Source organism: Streptomyces sp. NPDC002867 (assembly GCF_053591895.1).
In genome coordinates this window covers 26,567-47,804 of record NZ_JBSFUR010000020.1, presented here as the reverse complement: position 1 = coordinate 47,804, position 21,238 = coordinate 26,567, and the positions used below count along the sequence as shown (strand labels likewise).

The window sequence follows — 21,238 nt, the reverse complement described above, 5'->3', positions numbered from 1 at the left end:
TCCGGACTTCCTTACGCAGGGAGGTGGTTGATGGGGTGGTCGTCCGAGGCCCAGAGGTACTGGACCGCGTACGCCCGCCAGGGCCGCCAGGCCGCGGCGCGTGCCGTGAGGGCGGCCGGGGTGGCGGGCAGGCCGAGTCCGGCGGCGGCGCGGCGCATCCCGAGGTCGGTGGGCAGGAAGGCGTCGGGGTCACCGAGCGCGCGCATGGCGATCACCTCGACGGTCCAGGGGCCGAAACCGGGCAGCTCGGCGAGCTGTGCGCGGGCCCGGTCCCAGTCACTGCCCGGGTCGAGCCGCAGCGATCCGTCGGCGAGCGCGGCGACCAGCGTGGTCAGGGTGGTGCGTCGGCTGCGCGGCAGGGCGAGGGCCTCGGGATCGAGCGCCGCGAGGGCGTCGGGGGCCGGGAAGAGGTGGGTGAGCCCGCCTTCGGGGTCCTCGACCGGCACACCGTGCGCGGTGACCAGCCGGGCCGCGTGGGTGCGGGCGGCGGCGGTGGAGACCTGCTGGCCCAGCACCGCGCGCACGGCGAACTCTGCCGCGTCGACGGTGCGCGGCACGCGCCTGCCGGGGGCCTTGTCGACCAGCGGGGCGAGCTCGGGGTCGGCGCGCAGCCGGTCGTCCACGGCGACGGGGTCGGCGTCGAGGTCGAGCATCCACCGGCAGCGGCTGATGGCGATGGTGAGGTCGCGCAGGTCGGTGAGGGAGAGCCGGCACGCGATGTGGTCGGGCTGCGGCGTGAGCGCCACGATGCCGTGCCCGTACGGGAGGGACAGGGTGCGCCGGTAGGCGCCGCCCCGCCACTCCTCGACGCCGGGGACGCCGGTGGCGACGAGGTGCCCGAACAGGTTGCCGGGGGTGAGCGGCGCGCGGTACGGCAGCCTGAGCGCGATCACCCCGGGCGTGACGGGCGGCGCGGAGCGGCGGCCCGACGCGCGGGTGCGCAGGTCGCCGGGCGCGACGGCGAAGACCTCCCGGACGGTGTCGTTGAACGTGCGGATGGAGGAGAACCCGGCGGCGAAGGCGACCTCGGCCATGGGCAGGGACGTCGTCTCGACGAGCAGCCGGGCGGTCTGGGCGCGCTGGGCACGGGCGAGAGCGAGCGGCCCGGCGCCCAGCTCGGCGAGGAGCTGGCGCTCGATCTGGCGCGTGGAGTACCCGAGCCGGGCGGCGAGCCCGGGTACGCCCTCGCGGTCGACGACGCCGTCGCCGATGAGCCGCATGGCGCGGGCCACGGTGTCGGCACGGGCGTTCCAGGCGGGCGAGCCCGGGCTGGTGTCGGGCCGGCAGCGCTTGCAGGCGCGGAACCCTGCCTGCTGGCAGGCGGCGGCGCTCGGGTAGAAGGTCATGTTCTCGGCCTTCGGAGGCACGGCCGGGCAGCTGGGACGGCAGTAGATCCGTGTGGTCAGGACGGCGGTGAAGAACCATCCGTCGAACCGCCCGTCCTTGGACTGGACGGCGCGTACGCAGCGCTCGGTGTCGGTGTGCATGGGCTCAAGCATCGGGCACGCCGACAACCGGGGCTGGCGGAAATCCGACATCAACGCCCCGCTGGCAGCACTGGCCCGAGGGCCTGGCCGGCCACGAGCGGGATCCGGGTGGACGCGTGCGGTCACCGTATCCCTGCCGCCCGTTTCGGAGGGCCGAACGGGGGCACTCACGGCGTCGTCACGTCATTGGTCGCCACGCGCTTCACAGGCGCTATACCGGCATAATCTGGTGGTATTCACCATCCACGATTGCCTGGGGGTAATCATGGAACTCGGCTTCCTCAAACCGCTCTTCGCCCGGCCAGGCCCATGGGCCTCCGTCTACATCGAGACCACGCGTGCGACCGAGGACGCACAGAAGGTGCAGCAGCTCCGCGAGCGCGCCGTCGCCTCCCAGCTCATCGAGGCGGGCGCCGACGCGTACACCGTCAGGGCGGTCATGGACAAGCTCGCCCACGAGCCCGTCTCCGGCGCACCGCCCGGACGGGCCCTGTTCGCCGAGGGGGCGGAGGTCGTGCTCGACACCCCGCTCTCGATGCCGCCGGCCGGCATTCCGGCGACGTGGTCGATCCTGCCCCACGTCGCGCCGCTCGCGGACCTGCGGGGCGATCGGCCGGCGTGCCTGGTCGCGTACATCGACCGCACGGGCGCCGATCTCGAGCTGCGCGACGCACACCACCGCGAGGCCCTGGGCCAGGCGAACGGCAAGGAGTGGCAGGGCCGCGGGCACCGCAGCATTCCCGCGGACCGGTACGAGTGGCACTACCGGAACAAAGTCGAGAACACCTGGAACGAGACCGCCGACATCATCGCCCGCGAACTCGCCCGCAGGCTGTCCGAGGGCAACGCCGAACTCATCGTGCTGACCGGCGATCCCCGCGAGCGCAGGGCCGTCTTCAACCGGCTCCCCGAGCGTGTCCAGGCCGTCACCGTCGAGGCCGGGAACGGCAGCAGGTCGCCGGGCGCGTCCAAGAGCCTGCTCGACCGGCAGATCGCCGAGGCGTGCGAGAAGTTCGCGCGCGACCGGCTCGAGAGCGCGCTCGACCGCTTCCGTGTCGGACGGGGCAGGCCCGGCGAGCACCGCGAGACCTCCGCCGTCGACACCGGGCCCGGAGAGGCCGCCGAAGGCATGCCCGCGGTCGTGGACGCGGTGCGCAAGCACCAGGTGGCGACCCTGCTGCTCACACCGGACGCGGCCGACGCGGGCCGCGAGGTGTGGATCGGCCCCGGCGTGGACCAGGTCGCGGTGCAGCGCGGCCAGGCGCAGGCCATGGGTGTCGCCAAGCCGGAACGGGCGCGCGCGGACGACGCGCTGCTGCGCTCCGCCGCCGCGTCGGGCGGCGAAGTCCTCATGGTTCCCGAGGGTATGCACGGCCCGGCGGGCGGCCTCGGGGCGGTGCTGCGCTGGAGTATGTGAGTGAACCGCCGGCCCGGCCCCTCGCCGGGCCGGTACCGGACACAAGACGGAAGCGGCAGGACGAGGATGGCGCCCCCGGTGCCCGGAGCGACGTCGGCCTGGGTGGTCGAGTCCCCAGGTCCGATCGCGTCCGCCCCGCTGCGGTGGCTGGAGCGCCCGACGCCGGAACCCGGACCGGGCCGACTGCTGCTACGGGTACGCGCCTGCGGGGTGTGCCGGACCGACCTGCACCTGGCCGAGGGCGACCTGCCGCCGCGCAGGCCGCGTTGCACACCGGGCCACGAGGTCGTCGGCGAGGTCGTCGTCGCCGGGCCCGGTGTCACCGGCCTGCGGAAAGGCGACCGGCTGGGGGCGGCCTGGCTCGCGGGGACCTGCGGACGGTGCCGTCACTGCCTCGCCGGGCGGGAGAACCTGTGCCCCGGGTCCCGCTACACCGGCTGGGACATCGACGGCGGATTCGCCGGCCACATCCTGGTCGACGCCCCGTTCACCTACCGCCTGCCGGAAGGGTGGCGTGACGAGGAGGCCGCACCGCTGCTGTGCGCGGGCATCATCGGCTACCGCGCCCTGCGCCTGGCGGAGCTGCCGCCCGGCGGCCGGCTCGGGATCTACGGCTTCGGGGCATCCGCGCACCTGACCGCACAGCTCGCCGTGGCCCAGGGCGCAACGGTCCACGTGGTCACCCGGTCGGCGCGCGCGCAGCGTCTGGCGCGGGAGCTGGGCGCGGCCTCCGCGGGAGCCGGCGACCCGCCGGAACCACTGGACTCCGCGATCCTGTTCGCCCCGGCCGGGGGCCTGGTGCCGGTGGCGCTGGCGGCCCTGGACCGCGGCGGCACACTCGCGATCGCCGGGATCCACCTCAGCGCGGTCCCCCCGCTGGACTACGACGCGCACCTGTTCCAGGAACGCACGGTGCGCAGCGTCACCGCCAACACGCGCGAGGACGGCCGCGCCTTCCTCGCCGAAGCGGCGCGGCTGCGGCCCGCGGTACGGGTCACGCGCTACCCCTTGCGGCAGGCCGACCGTGCCCTGTCGGACCTGGCGGCGGGACGGATCACCGGGGTGGCCGTGCTCATGGCGCCATGACCCGGACGCCGGGCCAGGACCGGCGGCTTCAGCCCTCCGCGGCCAGAGCCGCCTGGAAATGGGCGTACGCGTCCTCGTCGAAGAGCACGAAGCGCACTTCGGCGACCGGCGGCGTGGCGGCCTCGCGGACGGTGCGGACCGCGATGCGGGCGCCGTCGTCCATGGGCCAGCCGTAGACGCCGGTGGAGATGGCGGGGAAGGCCACGCTCCGCGCCCCCAACTCGGCTGCCACGCGCAGCGATTCGCGGTAGCAGGAGGCGAGCAGCGCCGAACGGTCCTCCTCGCGGGACCAGACCGGCCCGACGGTGTGGATGACATGGGCCGCGTGCAGCCGGCCGGCCGTGGTCGCGACGGCGGCGCCGGTGGGCAGGCCCTTGCCGTAGTGGGACGCGCGCAGTGCGCGGCACGCGGCGAGGATCTCGGGGCCCCCCATGCGGTGGATGGCTCCGTCGACGCCGCCTCCGCCGAGCAGCGAGGAGTTGGCGGCGTTGACGATGGCGTCGGCGTGCTGCTCGGTGATGTCACCGCGTACGAGCGTGATGTCCGGTGCGTGCTGTGTCATGCGCCCCATGATGCCGACCCGCGCCCGGCGGAGGCCGCAGGCCGCGTCAGCGCTGACGCAGTCGCCGCCAGACCGCCTTCGCCGCGTGGTGCCCCGACATGCCGTGCACCCCCGGCCCCGGCGGGGTCGCCGACGAGCACAGGAACACGGCGGGGTGCGTGGTGGCGTACGGGACGCGGGCCAGCCGGGGGCGCAGCACGGTCTGGAGGCCGGCGAACGCCCCGCAGGCGATGTCACCGCCGACGTAGTTCGCGTTGCGCGCGGCCAGTTGGGGCGGGCCGGCGACGGCGCGGGCGAGGACCAGGTCACGGAAGCCGGGCGCGAACCGGTCCAGCTGCCGCTCGACGGCCTCCGTCGCGTCCCCCTCCCAGCCGGCCGGCACATGGCCGTACGCCCACAGGACATGGCGGCCCTCGGGGGCCCGGGTGGGGTCGATCAGGCTGGGCTGGGCGGTGATCAGGAACGGGGCCCGGGGATCGCGCCCCTCGACGGCCCGGCGCAGAGCGTCGTCGATCTCGCCCGCGGTCGGTCCGATGTGCACGGTGCCGGCCGCGCGGGCCTCCTTCGCGGTCCACGGCATCGGTCCGGAAAGCGCGTAATCGATCTTGAACGCGGAGGCGCCGTACCGGTAGCGCCAGTACGCGTGGCCCAGTCCGGCGATCCTGGCGAGCGCGGTCGGCGAGGTGTCGAAGACGTACGCGCGGGCGGGCGGCAGCTCGTCCAGGCGCCTGACCTCGATGCCGGTGTGCACGGTGCCGCCGAGCTCGCGCAGGTAGGAGGCGAGGGCGTCGGAGATGGCCTGGGAGCCGCCCCGGGGCACCGGCCAGCCGACCTCGTGCGCGGCCAGCGCGAACATCAGGGCGATGCCGCCCGTGGCGACTCCGCTCGTGGGCGCGATCGCGTGTGCCGCGAGCCCGGCGAGCAGCGCCCGGCCCTTCTCGCCCCGGAAGCGGCGGGCGAGCCAGGTGGCGGGCTGGATCGCGTCCAGTCCGAAGCGGGCGAAGCGGTACGGGGCGCGGGGCAGGCCGTCCCAGGGCGTGCGCAGGAAGTCGGCCGCGAGGTCGTCCCAGTGCCCCAGGTACGGTGCGACCAGGCGGCGGTAGGCGCCCGCGTCGGCGGCGCCGAGGGACATGGCGCTCTCGCCGACCGAGCGGCTGAGGACCGCGGCCGAGCCGTCGGGGAAGGGGTGCGCGAGGGGCAGCTCGGGGTGCAGCCACTCCAGGCCGTGCCGGGCGAGCGGCATGCCGGCGAACGCGGGCGATCCGATGCCGAGCGGGTGCACGGCGGAGCAGGGGTCGTGGCGGAAGCCGGGGAGGGTCAGCTCCTCGGTGCGCGCACCGCCGCCCACACTGTCCAGGGCCTCGAACACGGCGACGGACAGGCCGCGGCGGGCCAGTTCGACCGCGGCTGTCAGTCCGTTGGGGCCCGCCCCCACGACGACGGCATCGAGCATCGACGGCACCTTCGGACTCCTTTGTCAGCCGAGGCCATGAGGACCCAGGATATTCCGGGGCACCGACAGCGGGGCCACGGGTACCGTTCCCTCCTGATGGAGACCACGATCGAGACGATGTCCCGGCGGCTCACGGCCGTTGCCGGGGTCCGTGCGGTGGCGCTCGGCGGCAGCCGGGCGCGCGGCGCCCACCGGCCGGACTCGGACTGGGACCTGGGGGTGTACTACCGCGGCGAGCCCGATGTCGCGGCCCTCGCGGAGCTCGCGTCCGAACTGGCCGGTGAGCCGGTGGAGGTCGCCGGGCCCGGCGGCTGGGGGCCGTGGGTCGACGGCGGAGCCTGGCTCACCGTGGACGGGGCGGCGGTGGACTGGATCCTGCGGGATCTGGACCGGGTGCGGCGTGTGTGGGCGGACTGCCGCGCCGGCCGCTACGAGACGGGTGTGCAGCCGGGGCATCCACTGGGCTTCTGGTCGCCCGCCTACGCCGGCGAGGTGGCGCTGTGCCGCGTACTGGACGATCCCACAGGCGAGTTGGGGGAGCTCCGGGCGCAGACGGCGACGTACCCGGAGCCGTTGCGCGCGGCGCTGGTGGAGGCCGCGTGGGAGGCGGAGTTCTCCGTCGCGGTGGCGCGCAAGTCGGCGGGGTCGGGTGACACGCTGCACGTCTCGCTGTGCCTGTCCCGGGCGTTCGGCGTGCTGGTGCAGTCGCTGCACGCGTATCACCGCGTGTGGTGCCTGAACGAGAAGGGCGCGCTGGCGGCCGCCGCCGCGCTCCCGGGTGTGCCCGGTGACTTCACCGCGCGTGTGTCGGCGGCGCTCGCCGGTCTGGACGCGGCGGCGGTGGAGTCCGCGGGCGAGCTGGTGCGGGAGGTCAGGTCACGGCTGACCTGACAGCACCGGCCGGGGACGCTGCCGGACGGGTCAGGTCAGCAGCTCCCGTATGCGCCGTGCGGTCGCCTCGTCACGGGCGGCCGTGAAGGGCAGGCTGTTGCCGCCCGTGATGCGGAACGGTTCGCCGGTGACGGTGAAGTGGGCGCCGCCCGCCTCCGTGACCAGCAGCAGTCCGGCCGCGTGGTCCCAGGCGTACTCCCACGAGAAGGCGACGGCGTCCAGGACGCCCCTGGCGACGTCCAGGTACTCCAGACCCGCCGATCCGCACGGACGCGCCAGCACCCCGGGCTCCGCGAGTCCGAGCAGCGCCCGCTTCTGCTCGGGAGTCGTGTAGTCCGGGTGCGACATGGCCACCTCGAGCACCGCGCCGGGGGCGGGCGAGCCGGAACGCAGCGCCTCGCCGCCCAGCCGGGCGCCCCCGCCGCGTACGGCGACCGCGAGCTCGTCGGGCACGGGCGCGTACGTCCAGGAGGCGAGGACCTCGCCACGGTGCGCGAGCGCGACCAGGGTGCAGAAGCCGGGCTCGCCGTGGACGAACTGGCGCGTGCCGTCGACGGGGTCCACGATCCACACGGGCGCGTCGCCGTGCAGCGCCTCGTACACCGCCGGATCCGCGTGCACCGCCTCCTCGCCGACGACCACGGAGCCCGGCAGCAGGGCCGTCAGCGAGGCGGTCAGATGCGCCTCGGCGAGCCGGTCGGCGGCGGTGACGAGGTCGTGCGGGCCGTTCTTCTCGACGATCTCGTGCTCGGCGAGCTGCCGGTAGCGCGGCGTGATCTCGGCGGCGGCCGCCTTGCGCAGCGCCTCCTCGACGTCGGAGAGATCACCGGTCAGAAAGTCATCGATCATGTCACCAGCCAACCATGCCCCGCTGACATCGCGGGAGGCGGCCGGTTCCCCGCCCCGTAACCCCGCGTTCCTCCGCGGTTCGGCCCGGCCGGGCGCCCGGGGGTGCCGCTCAGGTGCCGTCGGCGGAGAAGTGCTGGTAGTCGGGCGGTGACCAGTGGCCGCCCCACTGCCAGCCGGCGCTCTCCATGGCGCGGGTGACGGCGTCGCCGGGCATGATCAGCCCCTCGGCGGCCGGGTCGCGCTCCAGATGGCGGCCGGCGGCCGGCGGGTGGACGGCGCCCGAGCGGTCCACGTACGGGTTCTCCAGCGGGTTGATGTCGACGGCGTCGCCGTAGGAGTGGCGGGACAGGTGGCCGGCGTCGCCCGTCACCCGGCGGCAGTTGAAGGCGGAGGTGTTGTCGTCCGCCATGGCGCGCGCGTCGCTCCCGTCGTACTCCGCCATGACGCGCATGCGCCGGATCGGGAAGCGTTCGTCGAAGATCTCCCGGAAGACGCGCAGCACGGGGCGGACCATGTCCTGATGGACGATCAGTTCGCCGCGGTGGACGCGCCCGTCGAAGCCCCAGTGGTTCATGGTGATCAGCCGCAGCCGCTGCGGCGGCACCGGACAGCCGGGCCCGTGGCTCGCTCCGAGCTTCTCGCCCGGCACGTCCCGCACGGTCGCCGCGAGCCGGGGCGCGTCGGCCGCGAGGGGGTGGCCGGGCAGGAGACCGAGCGCCAGCCCCAGCCCCAGGGCGAGCGCGGCGCATCGGCGAGCGCTATGCACCCTTTCAGGGTAATTTCGTGGTGTCCGGCCCGCATCAGGCGGGCGTCAGCGCCCGGCAGGCGGTACGGGCACGCCGTTTCCGCCGCTCGGAGCGACCGCACCCCGCGCCAGCAGCAACAACGCGTCGACCAGGTCCTCGGCGGGGCCGCCGGTGGCCAGCCGCCGCAGTTGCAGGCCCATCACCAGGGCGACCGTCGTCGCCGCGTACCGCTCGGCGTCCGGGACGCCGAGACCGGTCAGGATCTGGGCGGCGAGCCGGTCGTACGCGGCGAACGCCTCGGCCGCCGCCTCCCGCAGCCGCTCGTCCCTCCCCGCCTCGACGTACAGCTCGAACGTGGCGATGTGCTCGCTGTCGAAGCCGATTCCGCCTGCCACCCGGCCGGCGAGCGCCGCCGCGCCCGCGATGTCGACGCCCTCGCCGCGGCACTGGTCGGCGAGTGCGGTGAAGCGCCGGGTCTCGTCGCGGACGAAGTGCAGCAGGCTCTCCCGCAGCAGGTCGTGCTGGGTCGCGAAGTGGTACGTCACCGAGCCGAGCGAGACCCCGGCCTCCTTGGCTATCCGCCGGTTGGTGACCGCCGCGACCCCGTCCCTGCCGATGATGTGCAGGACGGCCTCGATGATGCGCTGCCGGGTGGCGACGGTGCGGGCGGCGGTGGACATGGACGCCATTGTCCCATCGGCACGCTCCCGCTGGTCACGGGGTGGGGGTGCCGCCGACGGCCGCCAGGCCGTGCGGCGAGGGCGGACGCTTCTCGTACCACCGCTGATCGGCCTCCAGTTGGGCGGCGAGGGAGATGAGCCGTTCCTCGCTGCCCGCGGGGCCGAGGAGTTGGGCGCCGACGGGCAGTCCGGCGGAGGTGAGGCCGGCGGGCACGTTCACCCCGGGCCAGCCGAGCACGTTCCACGGCCAGGCGTACGGGCACGCCGCGGCGATCCTGATGTCGGTGCGCTGCGCGGACAGCCCGTCGAAGGCCCCGACCCGTGGCGGCGGGACGGCCGTGGTGGGGGTGAGCAGCACGTCGAAACCGCCGAAGAAGGCGCCGATCCTGCGGTGCTGCGCGGCCTCGCGGGCGCGTGCGGCGGGCACCAGACGGCCGAGGCGGTGGCCGGAGCGGGTCGCGGACCGGGTGCGCGGGTCGAGCAGGGCGGGGTCGGGGTGGCGGTCGGCGTACGCGGCGATGCCGGCCGCCGCGCGGGGCAGGAAGGCGAGCCCGATCAGGCCGTAACGGGGGCGTGCCTCCTCGACGTCGTGGCCGAGGCGGGCCAGTGTCTCGGCGAGCGCGGTGACCGCGCGGCGCACCTCGGGGTGGGCACGGGCGCCTGTGAGGGTGAGTGGTGGACGCAGGGCCAGGGCGATGCGCAGCCGTCCCGGTTGCCGGCGGGCCGCCGCCGACGCGTCGATCGCGGCCGGCCGGAAGCGCTCCCGCGGGTGGGCGCCCGCGGCCGCGTCGAGCAGCAGGGCGGCGTCGGCGACGGTCCTGGCGAGCGGGCCGTTGACGGTCAGGCCCTGGAAGCAGTCGTCGTACGGGTGGACGGAGACGCGCCCCCGCTGCGGCTTGATGCCCACGAGATGGGTCCAGGCCGCGGGAATGCGAACGGATCCCGCGCCGTCGGAGCCGAGCGCCGCGGGCACCAGTCCCGCCGCCACGGCCGCCGCCGAGCCGCCCGAGGAACCGCCGGGCGTGTGGCCGGTGGACCAGGGGTTGCGGGCGGCGCCGAAGGCCGGGCCTTCGGTGAACGGCCACTGGCCCAGCTCGCACGTGTTGGTCTTGCCGACGATCACCGCGCCCGCGGCCCGCAGCCGGCGCACCGCCTCTCCGTCCTCCGCGGCGGGCGGGATGTCGCCCGCGCAGCCGAAGAACGTGGGCACACCGGCCACGTCGGTGTCGTCCTTGACCGCGATCGGCACGCCGAGCAGTGGCAGTCTCTCCCCCGCGGCGAGCCTGCGGTCGGCCGCGCGCGCCTCCTCGACGGCGGCCTCACCGCGCACGGTACGAAAGGCGTTGAGGGTGCCCTGAGTGGCCTCGATACGGGCGAGCGCGCCCGTCACGAGCGCCTCGGACGTGGTCTCGCCCGCCGCCAACGCCCTTGCGTGCTCGGCCAGTCCGCCGAACGGGTCTGTGGACACGCTGCCCCCGCCTCCTTATCGTTCGTTCGAACGAACAGAACTGGAGGGTAACCAGATGCGGATCACCGGAGCAAGCGTTCTGCTCACCGGCGCGACCGGCGGTATCGGCGGCGCCCTGGCAGCCGAACTCGTGGCCCGCGGGGCCACGTTGACGGTGAGCGGCAGGCGAGCCGAGGCTTTGCGCCCCCTCGCCGAGCGCCACGGCGCCCGCGCGGTCGTCGCCGATCTGGCCCAACCGGACGACGTGCGCCGCCTCGCCGACGAGGCCGCCGGCACGGACGTCCTGATCGCCAACGCCGCGCTGCCCTCCAGCGGCGATCTCCTCGACTACACCCCCGAGCAGGTCGAGCGCGCCTTCGCCGTGAACCTGCACGCGCCGGCCATGCTCGCCCGCCTGCTCGCGCCCGCCATGGTGGCGGCGGGCCGGGGCCATCTGGCGTTCATCGGTTCCATCTCGGGCAAGGCGGCCACGAAGTCGGCGTCGCTGTACAGCGGCACCAAGTTCGGGCTGCGCGGCTTCGCGCTGGGGCTGCGCCAGGACCTGCACGGCACGGGCGTCGGGGTCTCGGTCGTCCAGCCCGGCTTCGTCCGGGACGCGGGCATGTTCGCCGAGACGGGCGCGAAGCCCCCGGCGGGCATACGGACGGTGTCACCGCGTCAGGTGGTGGCCGGTGTGATGCGGGCGGTGGAACGCGACGTCGCCGAGATCAACGTCGCTCCGCTCGAATTGAGGCTCCTCAGCGCCATAGCGGGACAGTTTCCCGGTTTCGCGGAACGTGTCCAGCGCGGCGGACCTGGCGAGAAGACGCTGCGCCAGCTGGTCGCGGCCCAGCGCGACCGCCGCTGAGAGAGCCTGTCGGCGGCACCTGTTACGGTCGCACCGCCCGTGCCGACCCAGGAGGTGTGCACCGTGCGCGAGGCCCGTCGCGCGGCCCTCGATCATGTGCTGCGTCTGATCGCCACTGCTCCGTGGAGCGGCGGTCTGGTGCTGCGCGGCTCCATGACGCTGACGGCATGGCTGGGACCCGCGGCCCGGGAGCCCGGCGATCTGGACTTCATCGCCCTGGAGCCGGCCTCCGACTCGTTCCCGGACCCTCTCGCGCCCTTCCCCCACCTCGACGCGATCGCGGACGTGCAGCAGTGGCCCGAGGCCGCCCACGGCGCGGCCGCCGCCCAACTGTGGTACCCGGAAGGCGAGTTCGATACCTTCGGCAGCCGTCCCGCTCTGCCGCCGGAGGGACTGCGCTGGCTGGGGCGGTACGCATACGAGCCCGCCTCCCCGCACGAGGACCTGGTGGCGGCCGTGCGAGCGGATCCGCACGCGGCCGGTGGCGTCCACCTCGACGCCGACGGCATCGAGGAGGACGGCAACTGGACGTACCGCGAGTACGAGACCGCCGGCGTCCGCCTGAAAGTGCCCTTCCGGCGCCGCTGGGGCGAACGGGGCGAGATCCCCATCGACTTCGCGAGCGACGAGGTGCTGCCCGAGGCACCGGTGTGGACAGCGGTTCCTCGGGGCGACGGCGGACCGCCCACCCCGGTGCCGACCGCGAGCCCCGCGCTGTCCCTCGCGTGGAAGCTGCTGTGGCTGTGCACCGACGCCGCCGGGGACGGGGTGGCGGGCGCCAAGGACCTCTACGACGCCGTACTGCCGGCCGAGTCGCCCCGCACCCGGCTGCGCGCACCACTGCTGCGCAAGGTGCTCGGCGAGCACGCGCACGGCTTCGCACCGGACACCGTGCGCGGCTGGCAGGCCGCCTGGCGCACCTTCCGCGCCGCGCACCCACGGGTGACCGGCGACCTCGCGAGCCGGCGCGACCGCCTGGCGACGGCGCTCACGCCGGTGTGCGCGAACCCCGCGTCCCCATGAGCGTCACGTACAGCACCAGCGACGCCATCAGGCCCACCGCCCAGCCGTAGTCCGCGAGCGGCCGCAGGAACGGGATCAGACCCTCCGCGGGGAAGGGGCCCTTGCCCGGTGCCGAGTGGGAGCCGCCGATCGCGAGCACGCCGCCGACCGCGAAGGCGGCGACCGCGCGCAGGTTCCAGCCGGACGTGTACCAGTAGCGTCCGCCCGGCGTGTAGAGCGCGGGCAGATCGAGGACGGTGCGCCGCACCAGCCAGTAGTCCGCGATGAGGATGCCGGCGACCGTGCCGAGCAGTCCGCCGACCAGGCCGAGCCAGGTGAAGATGTACAGCTCGGGCGTCGCGGTCAGCTTCCACGGCATGATCAGCACACCGACGACACCCGTGATCAGCGCGCCTCGGCGGAAGTTGACGAGGCGCGGCGCCAGGTTCGCCAGGTCGTACGCCGGTGAGACGACGTTCGCCGCGATGTTCACCGAGATCGTGGCGACGAGCACGGTCACCAGCGCGAAGAGCAGTCCGAAGACGTTGTCCGTCTTGCCCGCGAGCGCGACCGGGTCCCAGACCGCCGCTCCGTACACGGCCTGCGAACCGGAGGTGACGAAGACGGACAGCAGGGCGAAGAGCGTCATCGTGGTCGGCAGCCCGAGCGTCTGGCCCCAGATCTGGGCGCGCTGGCCCGCTCCGAAGCGGGTGAAGTCGGGGATGTTGAGCGACAGTGTGGACCAGAAGGCGATCATGCCCATCAGGGACGGGAAGAACACCGGCCAGAAGTCCGCCCCCCAGCCCAGCTTCGACGGCTGGTCGAGCAGCGGCCCGAGGCCGCCCGCCTTGGCCGCGATCCACGCCAGCAGCACCAGCGCGCCGACGATGACGAACGGCGCGGCCCAGTTCTCGAAGCGGCGCAGGGCCTCCATCCCCCGGTAGATGATGGCCAGTTCGAGCACCCAGAACAGGACGAAGCACACCCACAGCGTCCACGGCTGGCCGCCGACCTTCGCCGCCTCCGCCCAGCCGCCGAACAGCTTGCCCAGCAGGACGAAGATGCCCTGGCCGCCGATCCACGTCTGGATGCCGAACCAGGCGCACGCCACGGCGGCCCGGATCAACGCGGGAAGGTTGGCGCCGCGCAGCCCGAACGAGGCACGGGCGAGCACCGGGAAGGGAATGCCGTACTTGGGCCCGGCGTGCCCCGTGAGCAGCATCGGCGCCAGCACGATGAGGTTGGCGAGCGCGATGGTGAACACGGCCTGCTTCCAGTCCATGCCGAGCGAGACGAGGCCGGAGGCGAGCAGCCAGGAGGGGATGTTGTGCGCCATGCCGACCCACAGGGCCGCGAAGTTGTACGTGGTCCAGCGGCGGCGCGAGACGGGCACGGGCAGCAGGTCGTCGTTGACGAAACGGCCGTCGGCGGGGAGGGCGCCCGGCGGGAGTTCGACGCCTCCCGCCGGGTCGTGTTCGGGTCCTTCTGAGGGCACGTGCGGGACGGTCGCGGTCATGGTGGGTGACCTTTCGACAGACGGTCATCTGGTGAGAGCCGGGATGATCTGCGCGCCGTACGCGTCGATCGTCGCTTCCTTCGCGTCGTGCATGTTGTAGACGGCGAACTGGTCCACGCCCAGGTCGCGCAGCGCCTTGAGCTTGTCGATGTGCGCCTCGGCGGGCCCGAGGAGGCAGAACCGGTCCACGATCTCGTCCGGCACGAAGTCGGTGGACGGGTTCCCTGCGCGGCCGTGGTGGCTGTAGTCGTAGCCGTGCCGCTCCTTGATGTAGGCGGTCAGCGCCTCGGGGACCATGTCGGAGTGCTCGCCGTAGCGGGAGACGAGGTCGGCGACGTGGTTGCCGACCATGCCGCCGAACCAGCGGCACTGGTCGCGGGCGTGCGCGAGGTCGTCGCCGACGTACGCGGGGGCCGCGACGCAGATGGTGACCGACGACGGGTCGCGTCCGGCGTCGGCGGCCGCCGCGCGCACGGCCTTCACCATCCACTCGGTGAGGTACAGGTCGGCGAGCTGGAGGATGAACCCGTCGGCCTTCTGCCCGGCGAGCGCCAGCGCCTTGGGCCCGTACGCCGCCATCCACACGGGCAGCCTGCCCTCCTTCACCCAGGGCAGGCGGATCGGCTGCCCGTCGACGACCGCCTCGCGGCCCTCGGCGAGATCGCGGATGACGCCGATCGCCTCGCCGAGCCGGGCGAGGGTGTTGGGCTTGCGGCCCGCCACCCGCATGGCCGAGTCGCCCCGGCCGATGCCGCACACCGTGCGGTTGCCGTACATGTCGTTGAGCGTGGCGAAGGTGGAGGCGGTGACCTCCCAGGTCCGGGTGCCGGGGTTGGTGACCATGGGGCCCACGGTCAGCTTCTGGGTGTGTTCGAGGATGCGGCTGTAGATGACGAACGGCTCCTGCCACAGGACCGCGGAGTCGAAGGTCCAGCCGTAGCGGAAGCCGTTGCGTTCCGCGCGCCGCATCAGCCCGACGACGGCGGACGCGGGCGGGTCGGTCTGCAGGACGAGTCCGAAGTCCACGAGGTGGCCTCCTGGTTCTGGCTAGTTCAGGTACTGGCAGGTGGAGCGCGGGGTGTACACGCCGTGGCCGGCGCGGCCCGTGAAGGCGCGCCGGTCGATGACCACCTCGCCACGCGACAGCACGGTCTCCACCTGCCCGGTGACGGTCCGGCCCTCGTAGGCCGAGTAGTCGACGTTCATGTGGTGGGTCTCGGCGGACAGCGTCTGTTCGGTGTGCGGGTCGTAGATCACGACGTCCGCGTCGGCGCCGGGTGCGATGGTGCCCTTCTTCGGGTAGAGGCCGAACATCCTGGCCGGGGTCGCGCAGGCGATCTCGATCCATCGACGTCGGCTGATACGGCCGTCGACGACGGCCTGGTGGAGGAGGTCCATGCGGTTCTCCACGCCCGGCAGCCCGTTGGGGATCTTGGAGAAGTCGCCGCGGCCCAGCTCCTTCTGGCCGCTGAAGCAGAACGGGCAGTGGTCCGTGGAGACGACCTGGAGGTCGTTGGTGCGCAGAGCGCGCCACAGCGCGGCCTGGTGCTCCTTGGGCCGCAGCGGGGTGGAGCAGACGTACTTGGCGCCCTCGAAGTCCGGTTCGGCGAGGTTGTCGGTGGACAGGAACAGGTACTGCGGGCAGGTCTCGCCGAAGACGTTCAGCCCCTTGTCGCGTGCCGCCGCGAGTTCGGCGACGGCCTCCTCGGCCGAGACGTGCACGACGTACAGCGGCGCGCCGGCGACGCGCGCGAGCTGGATGGCCCGGTGGGTGGCCTCGGCCTCCAGGAGGACCTTGCGGACCTCGCCGTGGTAGCGGGGGTCGGTCTCGCCGCGGGCGAGCGCCTGCTCGACGAGGACGTCGATGGCGATGCCGTTCTCCGCGTGCATCATGATCAGGCCGCCGTTGGACGCCGAGCGCTGCATGGCGCGCAGGATCTGTCCGTCGTCGCTGTAGAAGACGCCCGGATAGGCCATGAAGAGCTTGAAGGAGGTCACGCCCTCCTCGACCAGCAGGTCCATCTCCTTGAGCGAGGACTCGTTGACGTCGGAGAGGATCATGTGGAAGGCGTAGTCCACGGCGCAGTTGCCGTCGGCCTTGGCGTACCAGGCGTCCAGGCCCTCGCGCAGGGAGCGCCCCACCGACTGCACGGCGAAGTCGACGATGGTGGTGGTGCCGCCCCAGGCCGCCGCGCGGGTGCCGGTCTCGAAGGTGTCGGAGGCGGACGTGCCGCCGAACGGCAGCTCCATGTGGGTGTGCGCGTCGACGCCGCCCGGGATGACGTACTTGCCCGTGGCGTCGATGACGCGGTCCGCGGTCCAGGACTCGGCGGCGGAGGTGCCGTGTGCGGCGAGTGCGGCGATCCGGCCGTCGTCGATCAGGACGTCGGCGTGGATCTCGTCGGCGGCGGTGATGACGAGACCGCCGCGGATCAGGGTGCGGGTGCTCATGGTCTCCTCGTGTGTGGACTCGGTCGGCCGGACAGGCCTAGACGGCGCGCAGGGCGTGTTCGAGGAGGGACGCACCCTCCTCCGCCTCGGCGACGGTGAGCGAGAGCGGCGGGGCGATGCGCAGGACGCTGGTGTTGTGGCCGCCGCCCTTGCCGATCAGCAGGCCGCTCTCGCGCGCGGCCTCCAGGACCTTGCCGGCGGCCTTGGGGTCCGCCTCGTCCGTGCCCGGTCTCACCAGCTCGATGCCGATCATCAGGCCGCGTCCGCGCACCTCCCGTACGGCGGGGACGCCCGCGCCGATCGCGCGCAGCCGCTCGACGAGCAGCCCTCCGACGCGCCGCGCGTTGCCCTGGAGATCGTGTTCCAGCAGGTAGGCGAGGTTGGCGACGCCGGCCGCCATGGTCACGGGCGAACCGCCGAAGGTGGAAATGGAGTTGGCGTCCAGGCAGTTCATGACCTCGGCGCGGGCGACGACGCCGCCGATCGACATGCCGTTGCCGATGCCCTTGGCGAAGGTGAGGATGTCGGGCGGGCCGTTCTGGGCGTGCGCCTGCCAGCCCCAGAAGTGCTCACCGGTGCGGCCCCAGCCGGTCTGCACCTCGTCGGAGATCCACAGGATGCCGTGCCGGTCGAGCACTTCGCGGAAGGCGGCGTACAGCCCGTCGGGCGGGGAGGTGAATCCGCCGACGCCCTGCACCGGTTCGGCGATCAGCGCGGCGACGTCGCGGGTGTGGCCGAGCAGATCCTCCAGGTCGGCGACGCAGGCCTGGATGAACTGCGCGTCGGACAGCCCGGCGTAGGGGCCCCGGGTGCGGACACCGCCGTGGACGTACAGCGTCTGGAGCGGGGAGAGGCTGGTCGGGGACCAGGCGTGGTTGCCGGTGACGGAGACCGCGGAGAAGGACCGGCCGTGGTAGCTGTTGCGCATCGCCAGGATCTGGTTGGAACGGCGGTACGCGGTGGCGAGCAGCAGGGCGGTGTCGTTGGCCTCCGTACCGGAGGTGGTGAAGAAGACGCGCGCGTCGGGGATGCCGGAGAGGGCGGCGATGCGCTCGGCGAGCTCCACCATGGGGCGGTTGAGGTAGAGGGTGGAGGAGTGGATGATCCGCGCGGCCTGCTCGCTCACCGCCTTGGTGACCTCGGGCAGGGCGTGCGCGGTCATGGTGGTGAGGATGCCGCCGAAGAAGTCCAGGTAGCGGTTTCCGTCCGCGTCCCAGACGTGGCGTCCCTCGCCGTGGGTGATCTCGATGGGGCGGTCGTAGTAGAGGGCGAGCCAGTCCGGGAGGACGGCCTTGTGGCGCCCGTACAGGTCGGTCACGGCTGAACAAGCCCTTCGTACGCGTCGGGGCGGCGGTCCCGGTAGAACGCCCACTGCTGCCGTACGGCCTCGATCAGGTCGAAGTCGAGGTCGCGTACGACCAGTTCCTCCTCTTTGTCGCTGGCGAGGTCGCCGACGAACTGGCCGCGCGGGTCGACGAAGTAGCTGGTGCCGTAGAAGTCGTTGTCGCCGTACTCCTCGATGCCGACGCGGTTGATGGCGGCGACGAAGTACTCGTTGGCGACGGCGGCGGCCGGCTGCTCCAGCTGCCAGAGGTGGGAGGACAGACCACGGTGGGTGGCGGACGGGTTGAAGACCAACTGGGCTCCCGCGAGGCCCAGTTGGCGCCAGCCCTCCGGGAAGTGGCGGTCGTAGCAGATGTAGACGCCGACCTTGCCGACGGCGGTGTCGAACACCGGCCAGCCGGCGTTGCCCGGCCGGAAGTAGTACTTCTCCCAGAAGCCCTTGACCTGGGGAATGTGGTGCTTGCGGTATTTGCCGAGGTAGCTGCCGTCGGCGTCGATGACCGCGGCGGTGTTGTAGTAGAAGCCCGCGCCCTCGCTCTCGAAGACCGGGACGACGATCACCATGCCGGTCTCGCGGGCGAGGTCCTGCATCCTGCGGACGGTGGGGCCGTCCGGGACGGGCTCGGCCCAGCGGTAGTGCTCGGGCTCCTGCACCTGGCAGAAGTACGGAGCGTTGAAGACCTCTTGGAATCCGATGATCTTGGCGCCCTGCCCGGCGGCCTCGCGGGCGTGTTCCTCATGCTTGGCGATCATCGATTCGGTGTCGCCGGTCCAGGTGGCCTGGACGAGGGCGGCGCGTACGACATGGGCCATGAGCTGCTCCTTCGACGGGACGCCAGAGAGCCTCTACGCACGTAGACGCAATACGCAGATGGAGAACGTAAGCCACGTCACACAGCGGGGCAAGACCATCGTCGTCAACCCGCAGAGTCGATCATGTTTCGCACCCGAGCGGTCGATTTCGGAACGGTTTCGTCTCGGTCAGGCGCCGAGGTAACCGGCCACGCGCAGCGCGTGGACGAGATCGCGCTCGCGGTCCGGCGAGACGTCGCGGGCGGCGTCGAGCAGGGCCGGGACGAGCCGGGACGGGTCGCGGCCGGCGACCCTGGCGGCGTCCTCGGCGGGGCGCACCTGCGCGTACGCGGCGAGCAGCGCACGGGCGCGGGCGCCGAGGCCCTCGTCCGCCAGCGCGAGCGCGGTCTCGGCGATCTCCTCGGCGGGCCGCGCGACCCCCTGGCGCAGCAACTGGCGCCCGTCGTCGGGCCGTCCGGCCGCGGCGAGCGCGTCGGCGGCCGCGGCGAGGTGCGCGGCGGGCTGGGACGCCACCTCCCACAGGAGAGTGCCCCAGTCGGCGTCCAGTCCGCCGCGGTGGAGTTCGGCGGCGAGCGCGGGCAGCCAGCCCGGCGGCCGGGCGGCGGCCTCGCACAGCACGACGTGCGCCTCGCCGCCGCGGCCCTCGGCCCGGAGCCGCCCGAGAGCGGCGACGGTCTCGCGCGCGGCCCGTTCGGCGCCGGCGGTCTCGTGCGCGGACAGGGGTGGCGGGGCAGGCTCGGGGGCTGCGGCAGCGCCTCCGTACCGCGCGCCCCGTGGCACGTCACCGGCGACGGGCAACACGGGCACGGCGACCGCGCCGCCCCCGTCGTCCTCCACCCCCGCGAACCGGGCCCCTCGCCGGATCTTCCGCTTCCCCCGGGAGGAGGCGCGGCGCTCTGCGGGTTCGCCGGCGACGCCCCTGCCGGGCCCGGGGACCCCGTACGGAGCCGTGCCGACACTCGGCGCGCCGGGGCCTGCCCCGTGGGGGGCCGCGCCGCCTGCGACGGCGCCGGGCAGTGCAACCGCCCCGGCGTCTCCGAACGCGCCGGTTCCCCCGGGCACCCCCTGCCTGCCCGTCCCGTAGGGGCCGGCGTCGGCGCCCGGTGCGCTGTGGCCGGCCCCGGCCGGTGCGGGGCGGGGCCCTGCCCTGCCAGGGTCGCCGTGCCCGCGAGGAGCACCGGGCTCGGCCGCGCCCACGGCGCCGGTCTCCGCCGTGCCCGCGGTGCCGGCTCTCGCGGGCCCGGCAGGGCCCGCGGCCCACTGCCTGTCGGGTGATCCGCCCACGGGCTGTCCCGAGCCGGCCGTCCCGGTCGCGTACGCCCCGGCCGCGCCGGGCATGCCGGTCGGCCAGGGCCCGTCGGGTCCCTGCTCCCCGGGGCCGGCCGGGCCGGACAGCGCGGCCGGACCCGTGGCGTCGGGTCCGGCCGGGGTGAACCAGGACGAGGGGTGGGGCAACGACTCGATGCGGGACGTCAGTTCCCTCACGCGCGACGTCGCGCGGGCGTGGTCGTCACGCGTCCAGGACAGTTCGTGCGTCAGGCGCTCCGCCTCCGCCGTGCCCTCCGGCTCACCGGCCAGCGACCGCAGCAGCTCCTCCGCGCGGGCCGCCGCGTACGCCTGCTCGTCGCGCATCAGCTCCCGCCGCTCCTCCAGCGCCTCGCGTCCGCCCGGCAGCCGGTCGTGTGCCGCCGCTGCCGCCGCATGGAGCGCACGGGCCCGGCCCCACTCCCGCTCGGCGTCCTCCGGGCCTGTCGACGTCGCCAGGTCGTGGAGCAGGGACTCGACCACGTCCCACGGAGGGATCTCGACCCCTTCCAGGCAGGCCCGCATTCCGTCGGGGTCACGCTGCCAGAAGATCGCGCACCAGCCGCCCGCGGGGTCGAGCCGCCCGGTCAGCTCTTCGAGGTACCGCGCGAACGTCCCGACCTCCGCCGGGAGGTGATGCACCGCCATCGCTGCCCCTGACCACTCGGAGGTAGAACCGCAGGCATTCGACCGCAGGCGTGTTACGCCCTTGCTACATGCCGTTTTCGGCCGGGAACCGCGATGCCCCGAGACCGTCAGCCGCTCTCGTGAGCTTCCCGGGCCGCGAGCAGTTCGGGCAGACGCCCGCGCCCGGTCGCACGCCGCGTCCACCGGGCCGAACACGACGCCCGAACTCGGTGAACTCGTACGCGATCCGCGGAGGGTCTCGTCGTACTCGGTACGGCTCACGAAGCCGCCGGGCTCCATGGTGCGCAGGGGTTCGTGAACACCTTCGGCGTGACAGCCCGCGCCGTCACCGCGTCCTGTGGCGGTCGCGAACCGGGGCCGCCCGTCAGGGTGGTCAGGCGGCCGGCACGAGGGCGCAGCGCACGACCAGTTCGTCCATGGACAGGCCGAGCGTCGCGGCGAGGGCGGCGACGGTGAAGAACGCGGGGGTCGGGGCGCGGCCCGTCTCGATCTTGCGCAGGGTCTCGGCGGACAGTCCGGCCGCCGCCGCGACCTCCACCATGCTGCGGTCGCCGCGCGCCTGCCTGAGCAGCCGGCCGAGCCTCTCGCCGCGTTCGCGCTCTTCGGGAGTGAGGGGGGTGCGCACCATGCCGTTATTCTAATCCCGTCCGTACCGGTATAAGAATAACGGTGG

At 73.7% G+C, this 21,238-nt stretch carries 19 protein-coding genes; 5 read left to right on the top strand and 14 right to left on the bottom strand.

Going from position 1 to position 21,238, the window contains the following annotated elements; all coding sequences use genetic code 11:
• Positions 1-11: 11 nt before the first annotated feature.
• Entirely contained in the window at positions 12-1,487 is a 1,476-nt protein-coding gene (locus tag ACWD0A_RS20245) for an AlkA N-terminal domain-containing protein (protein WP_451299930.1), read from the bottom strand.
• A 265-nt stretch (positions 1,488-1,752) separates the two neighbouring features.
• Here ACWD0A_RS20245 and ACWD0A_RS20240 point away from each other — a divergent pair, with 265 nt between their 5' ends.
• Both ACWD0A_RS20240 and ACWD0A_RS20235 read left to right on the top strand, forming a co-directional pair.
• A complete protein-coding gene (locus ACWD0A_RS20240; protein WP_451299928.1) occupies positions 1,753-2,904 on the top strand; it encodes a baeRF2 domain-containing protein in 1,152 nt (383 codons plus the stop codon).
• A gap of 66 nt (positions 2,905-2,970) precedes the next feature.
• Positions 2,971-3,990 carry a zinc-dependent alcohol dehydrogenase family protein gene (locus ACWD0A_RS20235; protein ID WP_451299926.1) on the top strand — a complete coding sequence of 340 codons (1,020 nt, stop codon included), beginning with the start codon at positions 2,971-2,973 and terminating at the stop codon, positions 3,988-3,990.
• A 28-nt stretch (positions 3,991-4,018) separates the two neighbouring features.
• On the opposite strand, the gene ACWD0A_RS20230 is transcribed toward ACWD0A_RS20235, so the two are convergent.
• Both ACWD0A_RS20230 and ACWD0A_RS20225 read right to left on the bottom strand, forming a co-directional pair.
• Positions 4,019-4,552 carry an O-acetyl-ADP-ribose deacetylase gene (locus ACWD0A_RS20230; protein WP_451299924.1) on the bottom strand — a complete coding sequence of 178 codons (534 nt, stop codon included), beginning with the start codon at positions 4,550-4,552 and terminating at the stop codon, positions 4,019-4,021.
• 46 nt (positions 4,553-4,598) lie between these two features.
• Positions 4,599-6,014 (bottom strand): phytoene desaturase family protein, encoded by a 1,416-nt coding sequence (locus ACWD0A_RS20225; RefSeq protein ID WP_307712623.1) that lies wholly within the window; start codon positions 6,012-6,014, stop codon positions 4,599-4,601.
• 87 nt (positions 6,015-6,101) lie between these two features.
• On the opposite strand from ACWD0A_RS20225, the gene ACWD0A_RS20220 reads away from it, so the two are divergent.
• Positions 6,102-6,896 (top strand): nucleotidyltransferase domain-containing protein, encoded by a 795-nt coding sequence (locus tag ACWD0A_RS20220; RefSeq protein ID WP_451299922.1) that lies wholly within the window; start codon positions 6,102-6,104, stop codon positions 6,894-6,896.
• Between the two features lie 30 nt (positions 6,897-6,926).
• Here the strand turns inward: ACWD0A_RS20220 and ACWD0A_RS20215 are convergent, their stop codons facing one another.
• The 4 genes from ACWD0A_RS20215 to ACWD0A_RS20200 form a co-directional block, all read right to left on the bottom strand.
• Positions 6,927-7,745: an inositol monophosphatase family protein gene (locus tag ACWD0A_RS20215; RefSeq protein ID WP_451299920.1), complete on the bottom strand. Its 819-nt coding sequence runs from the start codon at positions 7,743-7,745 to the stop codon at positions 6,927-6,929.
• A 109-nt stretch (positions 7,746-7,854) separates the two neighbouring features.
• Entirely contained in the window at positions 7,855-8,511 is a 657-nt protein-coding gene (locus ACWD0A_RS20210; protein WP_451299918.1) for a M15 family metallopeptidase, read from the bottom strand.
• A 45-nt stretch (positions 8,512-8,556) separates the two neighbouring features.
• Entirely contained in the window at positions 8,557-9,171 is a 615-nt protein-coding gene (locus tag ACWD0A_RS20205; RefSeq protein ID WP_451299916.1) for a TetR/AcrR family transcriptional regulator, read from the bottom strand.
• A gap of 34 nt (positions 9,172-9,205) precedes the next feature.
• Positions 9,206-10,639 carry an amidase gene (locus tag ACWD0A_RS20200; protein ID WP_451299914.1) on the bottom strand — a complete coding sequence of 478 codons (1,434 nt, stop codon included), beginning with the start codon at positions 10,637-10,639 and terminating at the stop codon, positions 9,206-9,208.
• A gap of 55 nt (positions 10,640-10,694) precedes the next feature.
• Between ACWD0A_RS20200 and ACWD0A_RS20195 the strand changes: the two genes are divergently transcribed.
• Together ACWD0A_RS20195 and ACWD0A_RS20190 are read left to right on the top strand one after the other, a co-directional pair.
• Positions 10,695-11,486 carry an SDR family NAD(P)-dependent oxidoreductase gene (locus tag ACWD0A_RS20195; protein WP_451299912.1) on the top strand — a complete coding sequence of 264 codons (792 nt, stop codon included), beginning with the start codon at positions 10,695-10,697 and terminating at the stop codon, positions 11,484-11,486.
• A 39-nt stretch (positions 11,487-11,525) separates the two neighbouring features.
• Complete coding sequence (locus ACWD0A_RS20190) at positions 11,526-12,509, top strand: nucleotidyl transferase AbiEii/AbiGii toxin family protein (protein ID WP_451299910.1); 984 nt, start codon at positions 11,526-11,528, stop codon at positions 12,507-12,509.
• Here the strand turns inward: ACWD0A_RS20190 and ACWD0A_RS20185 are convergent.
• The 7 genes from ACWD0A_RS20185 to ACWD0A_RS20155 form a co-directional block, all read right to left on the bottom strand.
• Positions 12,475-14,004, bottom strand: coding sequence for an NCS1 family nucleobase:cation symporter-1 (locus tag ACWD0A_RS20185; protein WP_451299908.1), 1,530 nt, complete (start codon positions 14,002-14,004; stop codon positions 12,475-12,477). The genes ACWD0A_RS20190 and ACWD0A_RS20185 overlap by 35 nt on opposite strands.
• A 24-nt stretch (positions 14,005-14,028) precedes the next feature.
• Positions 14,029-15,030: a TIGR03842 family LLM class F420-dependent oxidoreductase gene (locus ACWD0A_RS20180; RefSeq protein WP_451299906.1), complete on the bottom strand. Its 1,002-nt coding sequence runs from the start codon at positions 15,028-15,030 to the stop codon at positions 14,029-14,031.
• Between the two features lie 21 nt (positions 15,031-15,051).
• The gene (gene hydA / locus ACWD0A_RS20175; RefSeq protein WP_451299904.1) at positions 15,052-16,455 is read right to left on the bottom strand and encodes a dihydropyrimidinase; all 1,404 of its coding nucleotides are present in this window, start codon (positions 16,453-16,455) and stop codon (positions 15,052-15,054) included.
• Positions 16,456-16,492: 37 nt separating this feature from the next.
• Complete coding sequence (locus ACWD0A_RS20170) at positions 16,493-17,773, bottom strand: aspartate aminotransferase family protein (RefSeq protein ID WP_451299902.1); 1,281 nt, start codon at positions 17,771-17,773, stop codon at positions 16,493-16,495.
• Complete coding sequence (locus tag ACWD0A_RS20165) at positions 17,770-18,612, bottom strand: nitrilase-related carbon-nitrogen hydrolase (protein ID WP_451299900.1); 843 nt, start codon at positions 18,610-18,612, stop codon at positions 17,770-17,772. The genes ACWD0A_RS20170 and ACWD0A_RS20165 overlap by 4 nt, the downstream gene beginning before the upstream one ends.
• A 168-nt stretch (positions 18,613-18,780) precedes the next feature.
• Positions 18,781-20,565, bottom strand: coding sequence for a hypothetical protein (locus ACWD0A_RS20160; protein WP_451299898.1), 1,785 nt, complete (start codon positions 20,563-20,565; stop codon positions 18,781-18,783).
• 373 nt (positions 20,566-20,938) lie between these two features.
• Complete coding sequence (locus ACWD0A_RS20155; RefSeq protein ID WP_392322653.1) at positions 20,939-21,193, bottom strand: helix-turn-helix domain-containing protein; 255 nt, start codon at positions 21,191-21,193, stop codon at positions 20,939-20,941.
• Positions 21,194-21,238 lie beyond the last annotated feature (45 nt).